General features: G+C 74.9%; 14 protein-coding genes and 2 tRNA genes. 9 read left to right on the top strand and 7 right to left on the bottom strand.

All coding sequences use genetic code 11. From position 1 onward, the window contains the following. Positions 1-3: 3 nt before the first annotated feature. Positions 4-924 carry a carbohydrate ABC transporter permease gene (locus ACL02R_RS07075; RefSeq protein WP_362956050.1) on the bottom strand — a complete coding sequence of 307 codons (921 nt, stop codon included), beginning with the start codon at positions 922-924 and terminating at the stop codon, positions 4-6. Positions 925-947: 23 nt separating this feature from the next. Continuing rightward, entirely contained in the window at positions 948-2,213 is a 1,266-nt protein-coding gene (locus ACL02R_RS07070; RefSeq protein WP_412795991.1) for an extracellular solute-binding protein, read from the bottom strand. A gap of 254 nt (positions 2,214-2,467) precedes the next feature. On the opposite strand from ACL02R_RS07070, the gene ACL02R_RS07065 reads away from it, so the two are divergent. After that, the gene (locus ACL02R_RS07065) at positions 2,468-3,058 is read left to right on the top strand and encodes a hypothetical protein (protein WP_412795990.1); all 591 of its coding nucleotides are present in this window, start codon (positions 2,468-2,470) and stop codon (positions 3,056-3,058) included. A gap of 594 nt (positions 3,059-3,652) precedes the next feature. Here the strand turns inward: ACL02R_RS07065 and ACL02R_RS07060 are convergent. Both ACL02R_RS07060 and ACL02R_RS07055 read right to left on the bottom strand, forming a co-directional pair. Continuing rightward, on the bottom strand, positions 3,653-4,978 hold the full coding sequence (locus tag ACL02R_RS07060) for an MFS transporter (protein WP_412795989.1): 1,326 nt from the start codon (positions 4,976-4,978) through the stop codon (positions 3,653-3,655). After that, positions 4,975-6,297: an FAD-binding oxidoreductase gene (locus ACL02R_RS07055; protein ID WP_412795988.1), complete on the bottom strand. Its 1,323-nt coding sequence runs from the start codon at positions 6,295-6,297 to the stop codon at positions 4,975-4,977. The genes ACL02R_RS07060 and ACL02R_RS07055 overlap by 4 nt, the downstream gene beginning before the upstream one ends. A 185-nt stretch (positions 6,298-6,482) precedes the next feature. Here ACL02R_RS07055 and ACL02R_RS07050 point away from each other — a divergent pair, with 185 nt between their 5' ends. Together ACL02R_RS07050 and ACL02R_RS07045 are read left to right on the top strand one after the other, a co-directional pair. After that, positions 6,483-6,764, top strand: coding sequence for a hypothetical protein (locus ACL02R_RS07050; protein WP_412795987.1), 282 nt, complete (start codon positions 6,483-6,485; stop codon positions 6,762-6,764). A gap of 52 nt (positions 6,765-6,816) precedes the next feature. Beyond that, positions 6,817-7,947, top strand: coding sequence for a LuxR C-terminal-related transcriptional regulator (locus ACL02R_RS07045; RefSeq protein WP_412795986.1), 1,131 nt, complete (start codon positions 6,817-6,819; stop codon positions 7,945-7,947). Between the two features lie 250 nt (positions 7,948-8,197). Here ACL02R_RS07045 and ACL02R_RS07040 read toward each other — a convergent pair. After that, positions 8,198-8,271 (bottom strand) — tRNA-Ile (locus ACL02R_RS07040). A gap of 200 nt (positions 8,272-8,471) precedes the next feature. Beyond that, a tRNA-Asn gene (locus tag ACL02R_RS07035) sits at positions 8,472-8,544 on the bottom strand. A gap of 175 nt (positions 8,545-8,719) precedes the next feature. Between ACL02R_RS07035 and ACL02R_RS07030 the strand changes: the two genes are divergently transcribed. From ACL02R_RS07030 to ACL02R_RS07005, 6 genes are all read left to right on the top strand, one after another. Beyond that, on the top strand, positions 8,720-8,998 hold the full coding sequence (locus tag ACL02R_RS07030) for a hypothetical protein (protein WP_412795985.1): 279 nt from the start codon (positions 8,720-8,722) through the stop codon (positions 8,996-8,998). 159 nt (positions 8,999-9,157) lie between these two features. Next, the gene (locus ACL02R_RS07025) at positions 9,158-10,003 is read left to right on the top strand and encodes an SMP-30/gluconolactonase/LRE family protein (RefSeq protein ID WP_412795984.1); all 846 of its coding nucleotides are present in this window, start codon (positions 9,158-9,160) and stop codon (positions 10,001-10,003) included. A gap of 132 nt (positions 10,004-10,135) precedes the next feature. Next, entirely contained in the window at positions 10,136-11,155 is a 1,020-nt protein-coding gene (locus tag ACL02R_RS07020; RefSeq protein WP_412795983.1) for an NADP-dependent oxidoreductase, read from the top strand. Between the two features lie 127 nt (positions 11,156-11,282). Continuing rightward, positions 11,283-12,842: an alpha-N-arabinofuranosidase gene (locus ACL02R_RS07015; RefSeq protein WP_412795982.1), complete on the top strand. Its 1,560-nt coding sequence runs from the start codon at positions 11,283-11,285 to the stop codon at positions 12,840-12,842. Positions 12,843-13,014: 172 nt separating this feature from the next. Continuing rightward, on the top strand, positions 13,015-14,718 hold the full coding sequence (locus ACL02R_RS07010) for a PHP domain-containing protein (protein WP_412795981.1): 1,704 nt from the start codon (positions 13,015-13,017) through the stop codon (positions 14,716-14,718). Continuing rightward, positions 14,715-15,242 carry a hypothetical protein gene (locus tag ACL02R_RS07005; RefSeq protein ID WP_412795980.1) on the top strand — a complete coding sequence of 176 codons (528 nt, stop codon included), beginning with the start codon at positions 14,715-14,717 and terminating at the stop codon, positions 15,240-15,242. The genes ACL02R_RS07010 and ACL02R_RS07005 overlap by 4 nt, the downstream gene beginning before the upstream one ends. A 19-nt stretch (positions 15,243-15,261) precedes the next feature. Here the strand turns inward: ACL02R_RS07005 and ACL02R_RS07000 are convergent, their stop codons facing one another. Beyond that, entirely contained in the window at positions 15,262-16,407 is a 1,146-nt protein-coding gene (locus ACL02R_RS07000) for an ABC transporter substrate-binding protein (RefSeq protein WP_412795979.1), read from the bottom strand. Between the last annotated feature and the right edge of the window lie 37 nt (positions 16,408-16,444).

Raw genomic sequence — 16,444 nt, 5'->3', positions numbered from 1 at the left:
GTCCTACACCTCCTTCCGGTCGCGCTGGGTGAGGCGCCCGAGGTACACGAAGGCGCCGACGATCAGGAGCATCACCACGGTCTCGGCCGCCGCGTAGCCGGTGTCGAGCCGCTGGAACGCGTTCAGGAAGATGTCGAACGCCAGGACGTTGGTCGCGTTCGCCGGACCGCCGTTGGTGGTGACGAAGACGAGGTCGAACACCTGGAACGAGGACGCGATCGACGTCACCAGCACGAAGAAGTGCGCCGGGGCGAGGGCGGGCCAGGTCACGTTCCAGAAGACCTGCCAGCGGTTCGCGCCGTCCAGCCGCGCCGCCTCGACCAGCTCGGGCGACACGTTCTGCAACGCCGCCAGGTACAGCACCATCTTCGCGCCGAGGCCCTGCCAGATGCCGATGGCCATCAGCGCGGGCAGCGCCGAGTCCGGGTCGGTCAGCCAGCCGGAGCGCGACAGGCCCAGGAAGGACAGCACCTCGTTGCCAAGACCGCTCGACGGGTTGTAGATCCACAGCCACACGGCGGCGACCGCGACCGTCGAGGTGACGACGGGGATGTAGAAGAGGGTGCGGAAGACGGCGCGGCCGCGGATGTTCTGGTTCAGCCCGATGGCGACCAGGATGGCGATGGCCATCGCGACGGGCACGACCGCGATCGTGTACACGATGGTGTGCCCGACCGCCTTGCGGAACAGCGGATCGTCCAGCAGCTCGGTGTAGTTGGACAGCCCGATCCACGAACCGCCGCCGATCACCCTGGTGTCGGTGAAGCTGAGCGCGACGACGGTCACGACGGGGATCGCGATGAAGACGAGGGAGTGGAGGAAGGCGGGCGCCAGCAGGAACCAGCCGGCTCGCGCCCTGGCCCTCTCCACCCCGCCGCGGCGGCGGCGCCGCCCGGCCGGTGAGGGTGCGTTGACGACAGACACGGGGGAAAGCTCCGAACCGGTGGTCATGTTCTGGTCCGAGACAGGTCGGCCAGCGAGGAGAGGGCGTCGTCAGGGGATGTCTGGCCGAGGAGCGCCTCGTCCAGGGCCCAGCCGCCCGCGGAGCGGAACTCCAGGAAGTTGGTCCCGCCGTATTCCATGATCGCGGTGTCCAGGTGGTCGACCGCGTACGTGCTCGCGGGGTTGCCGCGCACGAAGTCCGAGTCGGCGGCGGCCTTGTCCACCGGCACGCCGACGTCCATCACGGAGATGGCCTCCTGCGTCGCCGGGTCCTGCATCGCGCGGATGAACCCGGCGGCGGCCTCCGGCAGTTCGGTCTGCGCGCCCATCGACGCGATCCGGCCGCCGGTGAACATCGACGGCTGCTCGTCCTGGAGGCTGAAGTACACGAGGTCGTCACACTTGGCGGCGCCGATGCCGCCCTCGCCGTCCGAGCAGTCCACGTACGGGCTGGCGAAGCCCATGCCCGCCTGGCCCGCCGTCACGAGGGAGGTCTGCGCCGTGTTCTGGTAGCCGTACCGCGAGGAGCCGTCCGCGATCAGGTCGCGCATGGTGGTCAGCGCGCTGACGCCCTCGGGGCCGTCGAAGCGCGGTTCGGTGCCGTCGAAGAGCGTGCCGCCCGCGGCGCCGAGGAAGGCCACGAACTGTTGCCGGTAGCCGCTCGGCTTGGCCCAGAAGTCGAATCCGGCCTGGGTGATGTTCCCGTCACCGTCGCGCTGCGTCAGCGCCTCGGCGTCGGCGACCAGTTCGCCGAAGTCACGCGGCGGGCGGTCCGGGTCGAGCCCGGCCGCCTCGAACGCGCTCCTGCTGTAGGCCAGTACGCGCGGGTTGGCCACGATCGGGACGCCGTACAGCTCGCCGTCCTGGAGCATCGGCGGGATGAACGACGGGTAGACCCGCTCCTCCAGCTCCGCGGTGCTGAATCCGTCGTCCTCCAGGCTGCCGATGGCGCCGAGTCCGGCGAGCGGCTGTATCCAGCCGACACCGGCGGAGATCACGTCGTACGTCGTGCCGGCGGCCAGCGAGGTGGCGATCTTGGCGTTGAGGTTGTCGTACGGGACGAAGTCCGCCTCGACCTTCACGTCGGGGTACGACTCGTGGAATATGTCCACGATGTCGTCGTAGACGGCCTGACCTTGATTGTTCGCCGGGAAGTTGGCCAGGAGAACACGGAGCGTGTTGGTGTCCCCGTGGTCGGCCGAGCAGCCGGTCAGCGTCGTGGTCACCGCCGCGAGGGTGGCGAGCACGGCGGCCAAAGCCCTGCCTGACATGCAGTTTCCACCTTCCCAGGGGTGGCGCCTGCCCCATAGCAAGCGCTTTCCGTGGAAGCTAGCACCACGGTTCCCGGGTTTACAAGGCTGTAGCAGTCTCGACTTTTCCAGGGAGGTTTCGATTACTGTGTGACACTCCAGACGACGGGCGGAACGGCTGTTCCCCCGCCCCCGCGGGCCACGCGGCGGTAGTTTCCGGCCACACCGGGACCCCCGCGGCGGACCGGCGTACACGCCAAGGGAGGCGAAGGGCGATGCGGGTCACCTCGGCGCTCACGACGGTGGGCAATGCCCTGATACTCCAGCTCACGTTCCTGGTCTGCGCGCTCCCGCTCGTCACGTACGGGCCGGCCGCCGTCGCCCTCCAGCGGCAGCTCGCCGAGCAGCGCGCCGGGCGGGTGACGGGCGTCGGCACCTACCTGCGGGAGTTCCGCGCCGCCTGCCGCGAGGCGTGGCCGCTCGGGCTGCTGGTCGCGGGCGCCTCGGCCGGCTTCCTGGCTGGCATCCCGTTCTGGTACGCGGCGGGCGGCTGGCAGGGGACGGCCGGGCTCGTCGTCCTCGTCGCGCTGCTCGGCCTCGGCACGGCCTGGTGGCTCGCCGTCCTGCGGGCCGCCGAGGAGCGGCCCGGCACGCACTGGCGCACCTGGCTCGCGCCCGCCGCCGCGCTGCTGGCGGCCCGGCCGCTGCACGCCGCGCTGGCGGTCGTGCAGTTCCTCACGTGGCTGGCGCTGACGGGCTTCGCGCCCGCGCTGGCGATCGTGGGAACGGGCCTCGTCCCCGCGCTGATCACGCGCTGGACCCTGACCCCCGGCCGCCGCCACGCCCGCGAGCTGCACGCCGACTGAACGGGACGGCCGCCCGCGTTCGCCCGCGCGATCACGCGGGAGGTACCCGGCGCCGCCCCCTCTCGGGCCGCCCGTCCACTCGGGGGAGCACGCAACGTCTGGACACCGGCGAAGACCTGTTCGGCACGTGCTCGGGGGAGTGTGTACGGCCCGTTGTGCGGTTCCCTCCTGCACCGACGGGCTCCCGGCCGCCGCCATCCCCGCGAGCTGCACGCCGACTGAGCGGGCGGCTCGTCCGCTGGGTGAGGGGCGGGGGCGTGCAGGCGGGCGCTACCAGGCACGCTGTGGTCCCTGAGACGGCAGTCGCGGGAGAACGTGCCGCGGCTTCGCACAGGTGAAGGCCCGTCCGGCGCGGCCTCGGGGGAGTCCCTACGGCCGGTCGGCTCCGGAGACCGCCTCGCCCAAAGGGTTGCCGCGGCGGCGGCGCGCGCCGTCCACCGCCACGGTGGCGTTCACACCTCACGCCGTCCTCGACGACCGGACCGTCCCGCGCCCGCCCGGGGACCGGCGGGCCCGTCCCCGCCAACCGCCCCCGCGCGCGGTGCTCGTCGTCCGAGGTCACCGACGCCCACGTGCCGCGCCGCCGAAGGCCGTCTACGCGCCGGGCTCACCGACCACCCGCCGATCCCGCCACGGGCGGCCCGCCAGCGTCAGCGCCGACACCGCCGCCAGCAGCGGGAAAGCCGCGACGAGGCCGAGCACCGCACCGAGGGAGACGTACACGGCGAGCGCGCCCGCCGTCGCGCTGCCGATCCCGCCGCCGACGAAGAACGCGAGGTTCAGCAGCCCCAACGCCCCGCCCCGCTGCCCCGGTTCGACCCGCCTCGACAGCAGCGCCGTCCCGACGACCTGCGTGACCGCGAACGCCGCGAAGCCCAGCGACGCCCCGACGACCGGCACCGCCGCCGCCGTCACCCACGACCCCACGCCCGACACCGCCGCCATCGCCAACGCCGTCCCGGCCAGCAGCGGCGCACCGCCCGCCGCCATCGGCAGCCGCCCCGCCAGCCGCGACAGCACCGCCCCCACGACCGCCCCCGGCAGCAGCCACGCCCCGACCGCCGTCACCCCCCAGCCGTACTCCCGCACAAGAAGCTGCGGCGTCACGTACATCGCCGCGAACAGCCCCGCGTACATGCACGCACCCGTCACCGCCACCCGCAGCAACAACCGGTCCGCGATCAGCCACCCCGGTACGAACGCCCCCTCCGCCGTCCGCACCCGCCACACCAGCAGCCCGCCCGCCCCCACGAACGCGGCACCCAGCGCCACCCCCGCCCGCGCCCCCAGCCCCAGCGCAGGCACCTGCACCAACAGCAGGAACGACGCGGCGGCCACCGTCAGCAGCGCCGCCCCCGGCAGATCCAGCCGGCGCCCCGACCCCCGGCGCGCCCCGGCGGGGCGCAGGCACAGCGGCACGGCGAGCAGCGACAGCGCGGGCAGCACCAGCGCGACGCGCCACGTCACCCACGCCGTGAGCACGCCGCCCGCGAGCGTCGCGCCCGCCGAGAAGACCGCCACCACCGCGCCGAACCCGGCGAGCACCCGGGCCCGTTCCTCCGGCGCGGCCGAGGCGCAGAGCGTCACCGCGCCGGACGTCATCGCGCCCGACCCCGCCGCCAGGACGAGGCGCCCGGCGACGAGCGTCCCGAGCCCGGGGGCGAGCAGGCACACCGCCGCGCCCACGGCGAGGAGCACGGAACCGGCGAGCAGCGACACGCGCAGGCCCCGCGCGTCGGCCAGGCGGCCGAAGAACGCGGTGCCGACGCCGAGCGCCAGCGCGTGCGCGGTGAGGACCCAGGCGACGGCGGACGGTGTGGCGTCCAGCGCCGCCGCCACGTCGGGCAGCGCGACGCCCGCCGCGGTGACGCCGAAGACGGCCGGGCCGAAGAGCGCGCCGTAGCGCGGTCCGGCGTTCACGCGGCGTCCCGCAGGGTGTGGCCGGGGTGGAAGACGTTCTCCGGGTCGTAGGCCGCCTTCAGCGCGCGCAGCCGGGCGAGGCCGGCGGGGGAGAAGCACTCCGGCGCGGCGTCGGCCGCGCCGGGTCCGGTGAGGAAGTTGGGGTAACGGCGGCCGGTGCCCCAGGGCGCCATGCCGTGCAGCACCGTGTCCGGCACCCCGGGCGGGGACAGCGTCGAGAGGGTGAACGCGCCGTCCCGCGCCGACAGCGTGTCCGGTACGGGCGCGGGGCGGGCCAGCGCGCCGCCCAGGTGGCGCAGTTCGACCATCGTGTCGGCGCACGGGCTGCCGGGACCGGCGAGGGACAGCAGCCGTTCGACGGCCTGCCCGTCCAGTGCGCGCAGCACGATGTTCCGCTCGTGGTACGCCAGCGGCTCGGTGGGGTCCTGGTGGATGTCCGCGACCGACGCGTACGGCATCCCGCGCACGCTGTCCGCCAGCGCGGGCCCGACGGCGCGCAGCGGGCGCACGAGCCGCTCGCCTTCCTCGTCGGGGCCGGTGAACGCGATCCGCAGGTGCGCGGTCAGGCGGCCCCGGAGGAACGCGGGCACCTCCGGCGCGTCGGGCGGCCGCAGCAGCGCGACCGACGACGTCATGGCGTCCGGCACGTCCGCCGTCCACCGCCGCCAGGCGTGCAGCAGCGGCGCGGCCAGCTCGCCGGGGAAGCGGATGCCGCCGCCGTACAGCCGCGCCACCGGGACCAGGCCGAACGTCAGCCGCGTCACGACGCCGAAGCCCGCCTTCCCGCCGCCGCGCAGGCCCCGGAAGAGGTCCGCGTGCCGGTCGGGCGTGACGTCCCGCACGGCGCCGTCCGCCGTGACGAGCTGGGCGCGGGTCACGTGGTCGGCCGCCCAGCCGTACGCGCGCCCGAGCGGCCCGAGCCCGCCGCCCAGCGTGTAGCCGACGACGCCGACCAGCGGGGACGAGCCGTTGAGCGGCGCGAGCCCGTACGGTGCGGCGGCGGCGACGACCTGCCCCCAGCGGGTACCGGCCCCCACCGTCGCCGTACGGGCGCCGGGGTCCACCGTCACGGCGTCCATCCGGCGCGTGCTGACGAGGACGCCGCCGTCGGCCGGGGCGGCGATGCCGTGGCCGGTCGCCTGGACGGCCACGGGGAGGCCGCGCCCGGCGGCGAACCGCACCGCCGCCCGCACGTCCGCCGCCGACTCCGCCCGCGTCACGTACGCCGGGCGGTGCCTGGCCACCAGGTCGAAGCCCGCCAGCTCCGCCTCGAACCCCGCGTCGCCCGGCGCGAGGAGCGCGCTCAGGTGTGCCGTCATGGACCGTTCCCTCCTGCTGCCACCGGTTACGGGCAGCAGTGTCGGGCGCGCCGGCGGCCCGCCCCCATCCCGCGCGAACGGGGCTGCCCGGCTGCCGGCTTCCCCTCGTTTGAGGGGATGCCAGGCGCGGTCGGCCGCTATACCGGAGAACAGGGGCCGCCGCGCGGCGGCCGGACAGGGGAACCGTGGAACTGCTGGTGATACTCGGCATCATCGCGCTGGTCATCTGCGCGATCGCGAGCGGCGGGAGCGGCGGCGGGACGACCGGCGGCGCCTACCGGCCGACCCGGCGGAAGACCAAGTACGACAGGCAGCTGGAAAAGCGGATGCGGCGCCGGAACGAGAAGATTCTCCGGGAGATCCGCAGGAACCGGCCCGACTACAGTGGCGGCGCGGGCGGCTCCCCCGGCCGCGGTGGCGGCGGCTGGGGCGGCGACGGCGGGGACGGCGGGGACGGCGGCGAGTGACCCCCGCGATCGGGGGGTTGGTCCGCGCGCCCCGGCCTGCGACGATCGGCACGTGACCTCATCGACGGCCTCCAGGCGCGCGACCGGCCCCGCCCGCGTGATCGCCCGCGCCGCCAAGGCGCCCGACGCGCTCGGCATGTTCGCCGAGGCGTCGGCCGCGCTGCGCGTCCTGCTGCCGTACGACGCGTCCGTGTGGCGCGCCACCGACCCGCTCACCGGGCTGATGGCCGCGCCCGTCCGGGCCGAGAACCTCGACGAGGGCGGCTGCGCGGTCTACTGGGAGTGCGAGCTGTTCACCGAGAACGTCAACCTCTACCGCGACCTCGCCGAGGCGCCGGAGCCGGTCGCGAGCCTCCGGGAGGCCACCGGCGGCCTCCCGGCCCGCAGCACCCTGTACCAGCGGTTCATGCGCCCGCGCGGCTTCGCGGACGAGCTGCGCGCCGTCCTGCGCGTCGGCGGACGGCCGTACGGGCACCTCAGCCTCTTCCGCGCGAAGGGCCGCCCGGCGTTCGACCCGGCGGAGACGCGCCTGGTCGCGGGCCTGGCCACCCCGCTCGCCCGCGTCCTGCGCTCCTTCGCCGAGCCCGCGTCCCACCCGCCGGCCGGTGCCCCGCACGGCCCGGGGCTGCTCCTCCTCGGCCCCTCGGGCGACCTGCTCTCGGCGAACGACGAGGCCCGCGCGTACCTGGACGACCTCCCCGCCGGGCCCGCCACGCCCACCGCCCTCGGCATCCGCCTCCCGGCCTGGGTACGGGCGACCGCCCTCAAGGCCCGCGCCGTCGCGGACGGCCACGACCGTGGCCCGGCGCGCGTCCGCGTCCGCACCCGTTCGGGCCGCTGGCTGGTGTGCCACGCCTCCTGCCTGCGCGAGGCCGGCGGCGCCCCCGGCCCGTCCGCCGTGGTCCTCGGACCCGCCGCCACCTCGGAGATCGTCCCGCTCATCGTGGACGCCTACGAACTGACCGAGCGGGAGAGCCAGGTGACGCAGTGCATCGCGCGCGGCCTGCCGACCGGCAGGATCGCGCACGAACTGCACCTGTCGCCGCACACCGTCCGCGACCACGTGAAGGCCGTGTTCGAGAAGGTCCGCGTCTCCAGCCGCGGCGAACTGGTCGGCAAGCTCTTCACCGACCACTACGCCCCCTTCGCCGAAGCGGGGACCACCCGCCCGCGGGTCCCCTGACCGCCCGGGGGCGAGGCATGCTTCCGCCCAGTCCGGGAGGGCGACCATGCTGCACGTGGCGGACGCGCCGAGTCCGCTCCTGGTGGTCGCGGTCTTCCCGTTCCGCGTCGCCGTGGGGGCAGCGCTCACGCGTCGGAGCCTCGTCCTGCCCCGCACGCGGGCCGGTGCGGTGCGGGTCCGCTCCCGTGATCCGCAACTCGCCGCGGAACCCTCACCGTTTCGCCCCCCCGGTACGAACGGGCGGCGGAGGTGGGGCGGGTGGGACTCGAACCCACGGCCGACGGATTATGAGTCCGCTGCTCTAACCGGCTGAGCTACCGCCCCGTGACGGCGTGCCGCGTACATCTGTACGCGCCGTCTGCCGCAGCATAGCTGCTCATACGATCTCCCGCCCGGGGCGGGGTGCTTCGTACACAGCAAGGGACTGCGGGCACGGGGTGATCGGTTCCCGTAGTTCCGGGAGAGATGCGTGAAAACAGCAGAAGGGCCCCGGAAGGGGCCCTTTGGCGTAACTCTCGATGATGCTCCCCCGACTGGACTCGAACCAGTAACCTGCCGGTTAACAGCCGGCTGCTCTGCCAATTGAGCTACAGGGGACTGCGCCGCTCGGGTCCGTCGCCTCCCGTGGTCGGGTGCCGCCCTCGCCGCGCCGCTTACATTAGCGCATCCACGGGGGTGCTTCGAAATCGGTATCCGGGACATCCGGTTGCCGAGGGCGCGGCACTCCGCGCGAGGATCAAGCAGGGCAGAAACACTGAAAAGGGGAGCAATCATGCGCAAGCTGACATTCATCGCCGGTGCGGCCGTCGGGTACGTGCTCGGGGCGCGCGCCGGGCGTGAGCGGTACGAGCAGCTGCGGCTCGCCGCGCGCCGCCTGGCCGAGAACCCGGCGGTGCGCAACAGCGTCGACACCGCCGCGCAGACCGGGCGGCAGGCGGCGGCCCGTGCCGCCGGCGCGGTGGCCGACCGGGCGGGCGACCGGCTGCCGGGGCCCGTCAGCAGCAGGCTGCGGGCGGTCGGCGAGCACCGGGCCGCGCAGTCGCACGGCTGACGCGGGCGTGCGGCGGGACGCCGGGCCGCCCGGGGACGGGGTGGTCCGGCCGTTGCACGCCCTGATGGGAGTCACTGCCGTGTTCCGGGTGGCGGCCCGGCGCGCCTCTCCCGGAGCGGCTCGGCCGCTCGCGGCCGGGACGGGTGTAGGGAAGAGGTCATGATCGAAATCGCGGTGGCCGCGCACGCCGAGCTGGGCGAGGCACCGGTCTGGGACCCGGTGGCACGCCGCCTGATCTGGGTGGACGTCCTCACCTCCCGGGTCCACCTCTTCGACCCGGCCACCGGCAGGCAGGCCGTGCTCGACACCGGGCAGCACGTCGGCGCCGCCAGGCCCCGCGAGGGCGGCGGCCTGGTCGTGAACCTGCGGGACGGCGTGGGCCTGTACGACGCGTCCGGCGGCTTCTCCTGGCTGGTCGAGGACCCCGTGCCCGGCAGGCGGGGCAGCGGCGCGGCCGTCGCGCCCGACGGCGCGCTGTGGGCGGGGACCACGCGTGACGACGAGGAGAAGGGCGGCGGCACCCTCACCCGCGTCGCCCCGGACGGCAGCACCGAGACGGTCGTGCCGGACGCCACCGCCGGCGGCGGCACCGGCTGGAGCCCGGACGGCGCGCTGATGTACTGGGCCGACACAGCGACCCACCGCATCGATGTCTTCACCGTCACCGAGGACGGGCGTGCGCGCGACCGCAGGCCGCTCGTGGACACCGCCGAGTTCACCGGCTCGCCCGAGGGGATGACGGTGGACGCGGACGGCTGCGTGTGGGCCGCGTTCAGGAACGGCGGCGCCGTCCACCGCTTCACCCCCGGGGGCGCGCTCGACCGCACCGTGGAGGTGCCCGTCTCGCGCCCGACCGCGTGCGCGTTCGGCGGCCCCGACCTGACGGACCTCTACATCACCACCGCGTGCACGGGCCTCCCGCCGGGCGCCGAGCCGGCCGCCGGGTCGGTGCTGGTGCTGCCGGGCGCGGGTGCCGGCCTGCCGGGGACGCCGTTTGCCGGCTGAGCGCACGCGGCGGCCGGGCGGACCTGACGTTGTGCGGGCCGCGTAGGCGCGGGTTCGTGCCGAGGCCGGGACGCCGGAGCCATGATGGGTGAACCAGAGCACACCCGTTCCGCTTACGGCCGGAGGCCCGACATGTCCGCCACCCCGCCCGCCACCGCCCGCGCCTGGCACCTCGTCGCCCGCCCGCACGGCTGGCCCAGGCAGGAGAACTTCGCCCTGCGCGACCTCCCCGTCCAGCGGCCGGGCCCCGGGGAACTGCTCGTCAGGAACCTCTTCCTGTCCGTCGACCCGGCCATGCGCAACTGGATGGACGACGTCGAGTCGTACGCGCCCCCGTACCGCCTCGGCGAGCCCATGACCGGCGGCGCGGTCGGCGAGGTCGTCACCTCGGAGGACCCGGCCTTCTCGCCGGGCGACCACGTCCTGCACCACTTCGGCTGGCGCGAGTACGCCACGCTGCCCGCCCCGCAGGCCACCCGGATCGACGCCGTGGAGGGCGTGCCGCTCAGCGCGTACCTCGGCGTCCTCGGCATGACGGGTCTGACCGCGTACGCGGGCCTGCTGGAGACCGGCGGACTGCGCGCGGGCGACCGGGTGTTCATCTCGGGCGCGGCGGGCGCGGTCGGCAGCCAGGCCGGACAGATCGCCCGGCTGAAGGGCGCCGCCCGCGTCATCGGCAGCGCCGGGTCGGACGAGAAGGTGCGGACGCTGCTGGACGAGTACGGCTTCGACGCCGCGTTCAACTACCGGAACGGGCCGGTCGCCGAGCAGCTCGCGCAGGCCGCCCCCGAGGGCATCGACCTGTACTTCGACAACGTCGGCGGCGAGCACCTGGAGGCCGCCATCGGGGCGCTGACGGTCCACGGCCGCGCCGTCGTGTGCGGGATGATCTCGCAGTACAACGCCACCGAGCCCCCGGCGGCGCCGCGCAACCTCACGCAGCTCATCGCCAAGCGGCTGCGGATCGAGGGCATGCTCGTGCTCGACCACCAGGCGCTGCGCCCGGAGTTCGCCGAGGAGGTGGGCGGCTGGCTGCGCTCGGGCGCGCTGGTCGCCAGGGAGACGCGGGTGGACGGCGTCGAGCGGGCCGTGGACGCGTTCCTCGGCATGCTGCGCGGCGAGAACACCGGGAAGATGGTCGTCGCGCTGTAGCCGGACGCGGGGCCCGCGGCGGGCGGGATCGTGACGCTCGGTAAGTCATACCGGTGAACGGGAACGATGCGTGCTCGGCGGGTCGTTCCCCCTGCGTTCCACGTCCGCCGCACCACCAGAGGCCCGTATGAACGCCGTACCGCAGCCGTCGTCAGCCACTCTGTCCGCCGCCCCCGGGACGGCGCGGTTCACCGTCGATCCCGCCTTCACCGTCTCGCCCGTGGACCCGCGCCTGTTCGGGTCCTTCGTCGAACACCTCGGCCGCTGCGTCTACACGGGCATCCACGAGCCGGGCCACCCCGCCGCCGACGAGGCAGGTCTGCGCACCGACGTGCTCGGCCTCATACGGGAGCTGGGGGTGACCGTCATCCGCTACCCCGGAGGCAACTTCGTCTCCGGCCACCGCTGGGAGGACGGCACGGGGCCGGTGGCGGAGCGGCCGAGGCGGCTCGACCTGGCCTGGCGGTCCACGGAGTCCAACCGGTTCGGGATCGGCGAGTTCATGGACTTCGTCCGCAAGGCCGGGAGCACGCCGATGATGGCGCTCAACCTCGGCACCAGGGGCGTCGCCGACGCCCTCGCCCTCCAGGAGTACGCGAACCACCCGGCCGGCACCGAGCTGTCCGACCGCCGCGCGGCGCACGGCGACACCGAGCCGTACGGCATACGGCTGTGGTGCCTGGGCAACGAGATGGACGGCCCCTGGCAGACCGGCCACAAGACCGCCGACGAGTACGGCAGGCTCGCCGCCGAGACGGCGCGCGCCATGCGGCAGCTCGACCCGGACGTCGAACTGGTCGCCTGCGGCAGCTCCTCGCAGGAGATGGAGACCTTCGCCGCCTGGGAGGCGACCGTCCTCGCGCACTGCCACGACCTCGTGGACCACATCTCGCTGCACGCCTACTACCAGGAGCGGGACGGCGACCGCGACTCGTTCCTCGCCTCGGCCGTGGACACCGAGTCGTTCATCGAGAACGTGGTGGCGACCTGCGACCACGTCGCCGCCCGGCTGAAGTCGGACAAGCGGATCACCCTGTCCTTCGACGAGTGGAATGTCTGGTACCAGGACGGCAGCGCGCCGACGCTGTCCGGCGAGGGCAAGCCCGAGGACTGGGCCGAGGCGCCGCGCCTGCTGGAGGACAACTACAGCGTCACCGACGCCGTCGTCTTCGGCTCGCTGCTCATCGCGCTGCTGCGGCACGCCGACCGGGTGAAGGTCGCCTGCCTCGCGCAGCTCGTCAACGTGATCGCGCCCATCGCCACCGAGCCGGGCGGACCGGCCTGGCGGCAGACCACGTTCCACCCCTTCGCCCAGGCGTCACGGTACGGGCGGGGCACCGTGCTGGACGTCCGCGTGGACGGCCCGAGGCACACGACGCGGCGCTTCGGGGAGGTCGATCTGCTGCACGCCACGGCCGTGCGGGACGAGGAGACCGGCGCCGTCACCCTCTTCGCCGTCAACCGGCACCAGCACGACGCGCTCCCGCTGGAGGTCACCCTGCGCGCCCTCGGGCTCGGCGAGGTCGTGGAGCACGGCGTCCTCGCCGACGCCGACCCCGACGCGAGGAACACCCTGGCCGACCCCGACCGCGTGACGCCCCACGCGGCGAGCGGCACGACGTTCACGGACGGTGTGCTGCGGGCGACGCTCGAACCACTGTCCTGGAACGTCATACGCCTGGCCTGACGGCACCCCCGGCCGGTACCGGTTCCTGGGGACGGATGTTTTCCGGCCACAGGGGCGGTATCCGGTCAGGCGATCGGCGGCTTCCGGACCGTTGCGCAACACCCCCCGTTCACATGGCGCGAACAGGCTGCGTGCGGCACAAGTTCAGCCATGAACCACCGGGGAGCGCGCCATGGGGCACGGACACCACCATCACGACCACGACCACCCGCACGGTCACGCGCACGGCGACGGCGCCGAGGCCGGTCCGCTGCCCGCCGCGTTCGACCTCGGCGTGCCGGACACCGAACTGTCGCCCGACCAGCTGTCCCGCCGCGGCATGCTGCGCCGCGCCGGGCTGCTCGGCGCCGGTGCCGCGGGCGCGGGCGTCCTCACCGGCACGGCCTCCGCCCACGGCCGGGGCAACGGCGGCAACGGCGGCGGCAACCGCCTGCTGTGGCTCGCGGGCGACCACCACATCCACACCCAGTACAGCCCCGACGGCCAGTACCGCGTCGTGGACCAGGTCGGCAACGGCACCCGCTTCGGCCTCGACTGGATGGTCGTCACCGACCACGGCAGCGCCACACACCACCGCATCGGCGTCGAGAAGGTCAACCCCGACATCAAGCGCGCCCGCGACCGGTACAAGGACACCCTCGTCTTCCAGGGCCTGGAGTGGAACATCCCGGCCGCCGAGCACGGCACCGTCTTCGTCCACCCGGGCGACCACGAGGTCAGCGTCCTCAAGCAGTTCGAGGCGGGCTACGACGGCAGCGTCAACAACGCGTCCGCCTCCACCCCGGCCAACGAAGCCCTCGCCATCTCCGGCCTGGACTTCCTCGCCCAGCAGGTCAGGCGCCGCAAGGTCAAGGACGCCCTGATGCTGGCCAACCACCCGGCCCGCCAGGGCGTGGACTCCCCGCACGAGATCCGCGGCTGGCGCGACGCCCAGCCGGACATCGCCGTCGGCTTCGAGGGCGCGCCGGGCCACCAGGCGTCCGGCATCCCCGCCCCGCACGGCCCCGGCGGCGGCCGCGGCGCGTACGGCGGCAGCCCCGGCGCCAACTCGTTCCCCGGCTACCCGGCCGAGAGCTACCGCACCTGGGGCGGCTTCGACTGGATGACCGCCACCGTCGGCGGCCTGTGGGACAGCCTGCTGTCCGAGGGCAAGCCCTGGTGGATCACCGCCAACTCCGACTCGCACGTCGTCTACGCCGACACCTCGACCCGCCCGGACGACACGGACTTCGACCGCGACGGCTTCCACGGCGCCCCCGTCTACCGGGGCAGCGGCCTCAACCTCACGGCGGGCGACTACTGGCCGGGCCAGTACAGCCGCACGCACGTCGGCGCGTACGGCTTCTCGTACGCCGCCGTCATGCAGGGCATCCGCGAGGGCCGCGTCTGGGTGGACCACGGCGGCCTGATCTCCGGCCTCAAGGCCGAGCTGCGCTCCGGCAGCCGCTCGGCGACGCTGGGCGGCACGCTGCACGTCAGGCGCGGTTCGCGGGTGGAGCTGAGCATCGAGATCGCGCTGGCCAACGGCCCGAACGCCGCCCAGTTCGTGCCCCGCCTCGCCCGTGTGGACGTCATCCGCGGCCTCGTCACCGGCCGCGCCAGGGACCGCGACACGTTCCACGCGCCGGAGACCAGGGTCGCCACGTCGTGGGAGGTGGACGAGACGCGCGGCACCGTCCGCTTCACGTACCGCCTCGGCCGCGTGGACCGCCCGGGTTACGTGCGCCTGCGCGGCACGGACGGCAACCGTGTCCAGACCGGTCTGAACGGCGCCGCCGTCGATCCGGCGGGCCCGGCCCTCGACGTCCTCGGCGACGCCGACCCGTGGCTCGACCTGTGGTTCTACTCCAACCCGATCTGGGTCGTCACCGAATGACCGCCGCCGGCCTCACCGGTGGGATCACCACCCTCCAGCGTGCCGACCACCTGCTGCGCCGGCTGGCGGAACGACTCCCGCTGCCGGCCGGCGCGTTCGCCACCACGCACCTGGTGCGCGACCCGGACCCCGGCGTCGCCCTCGCCCTGGTGCTCCCCGGCGCCGGCCCCCTCCCCGGCACGCTCGCCGGGGCGGCGGCCGGGGAAGGGCTCGCGGTGGTCACCGGCGCGCCGTGGCTCGCCGACGCGGAGCGCCGCGCGGCGGGCAGGGCGGTGGTCTTCCCCGGCTCGGAGGCGCTGCCGGACAGCCTCACCCTGGCCGACCTGTACGCCACCACCGCGGTGGAACGCGCCGAGGTCCTGGGCGGGACCGTCCCCGACCCGGGGGCGTACCTCGACACGTGCGGCCACGTACGCCCGCAGTGGGAGCGCGGGGAACTGCTGCTGCGGCTGATGCCGTCGCGGGGCGGGCGGTACGTGCCGTTCGAGATCCCCGACCCGCACCCCTGCTGCGGCGGCCACTGACGCCCCGGCCGGGGCGCGGTCAGGCGGCGGTGCCCTGTCTGCCCTGCCGGTCCTGTCCGCCCCGCCGGTCGGTGTGCAGGACGCGGAAGCGGTCGGGGGCCGCCGGGTCCCGGTCGGTGATCTGGACCGGCGCCCCGGCCCACTGCCACACGCCGGTGCCGGGCGTGCGCGAGAACGTGATCCGCCCGCGCGTGCCCGCGACCTCCACGCCGGGCCAGGACACGCCGCCGGGCGCACGCAGCGCGGCGGCGAGGACGGCGGCCGTGTCGTACCCCTCGAAGGCGACGAAGGACGGGGCCTCGCCGAGACGCGCGCGCAGGTCGCGCCGGACGCGTTCGCCCAGCGGCGTGAGGCGCGCGGGGAGGTAGCGCAGGAACGGGACCCCGGCGCCGTCCCCGCCCAGCGCCGTCGCCCAGCAGGCGAATTCCGGCTGCCCGGCCGGGGCGCCGATCGTCAGCGCGGCCAGCCGCCGGTCGCCCCGCACGGCCCGCACGACCGACACCGCGGGCTCCGGGTGGCCGGCCAGGAGGAGGAGCGCGGTCGCGCGCCGCCTGACGAGCTCGTCGCACACGGCGGCGGGGGTGAGCGCGTCCATGTCCAGTTCGGCGACGGTGCCGCCGCGCGGCGCGAGGTGCTCCCGCAGGACGCGGGCGCCCGCCGCCCAGTACACGCTCCGCTGGGCCGCGACCGCGACGCGCCGGTGGCCCGCGCCGAGGAGGAAGTCCGCGTAGACCCGCCAGCCGCGCGACTGCGGCGGGCTGAGGCGGGCGACCCGTTCCACCGGCTGCTCGGCGAGCGCGTCGAGGACGGCGGACGAGCACAGGAACGGCAGGCCGAGGGCGTCGGCCCTGGTCGCGACGGAGCGTGCGGTGACGCTGTGGTACTCCCCGGCCAGGGCGGCCACGCCCAGGTCGGCCAGCGCGTCCACGGCCGCCACGGCGCGCCGCGGGTCGGCCGCCGTGTCGCGGACGGCCAGCGCGAGCGGCCGTCCGCCGATCCCGCCGGTCAGGTTGGCCTCGCGGACGCCCAGTTCGAGACCGGCCAGCAGGTGCCGCCCCGCCTCGGTCCAGCCGGGCCGGGTCAGGGGCACGAGCGCGCCGACGCGGACGGACGCCCCCTCGGGTCGTGTCGCGGCGGACCGTCGTGGTGGCGGTGGCGTGTCCATGCGTGAGGTCCCCCCATGTGGCGCGGCGTCCGCGGCG

The sequence above is a fragment of the Streptomyces sp. MS19 genome (assembly GCF_047200595.1).
Classification (GTDB): domain Bacteria; phylum Actinomycetota; class Actinomycetes; order Streptomycetales; family Streptomycetaceae; genus Streptomyces.
The sequence above is the reverse complement of the archived record's forward strand: the minus strand, read 5'-3'. Positions and strand labels throughout refer to the sequence as shown.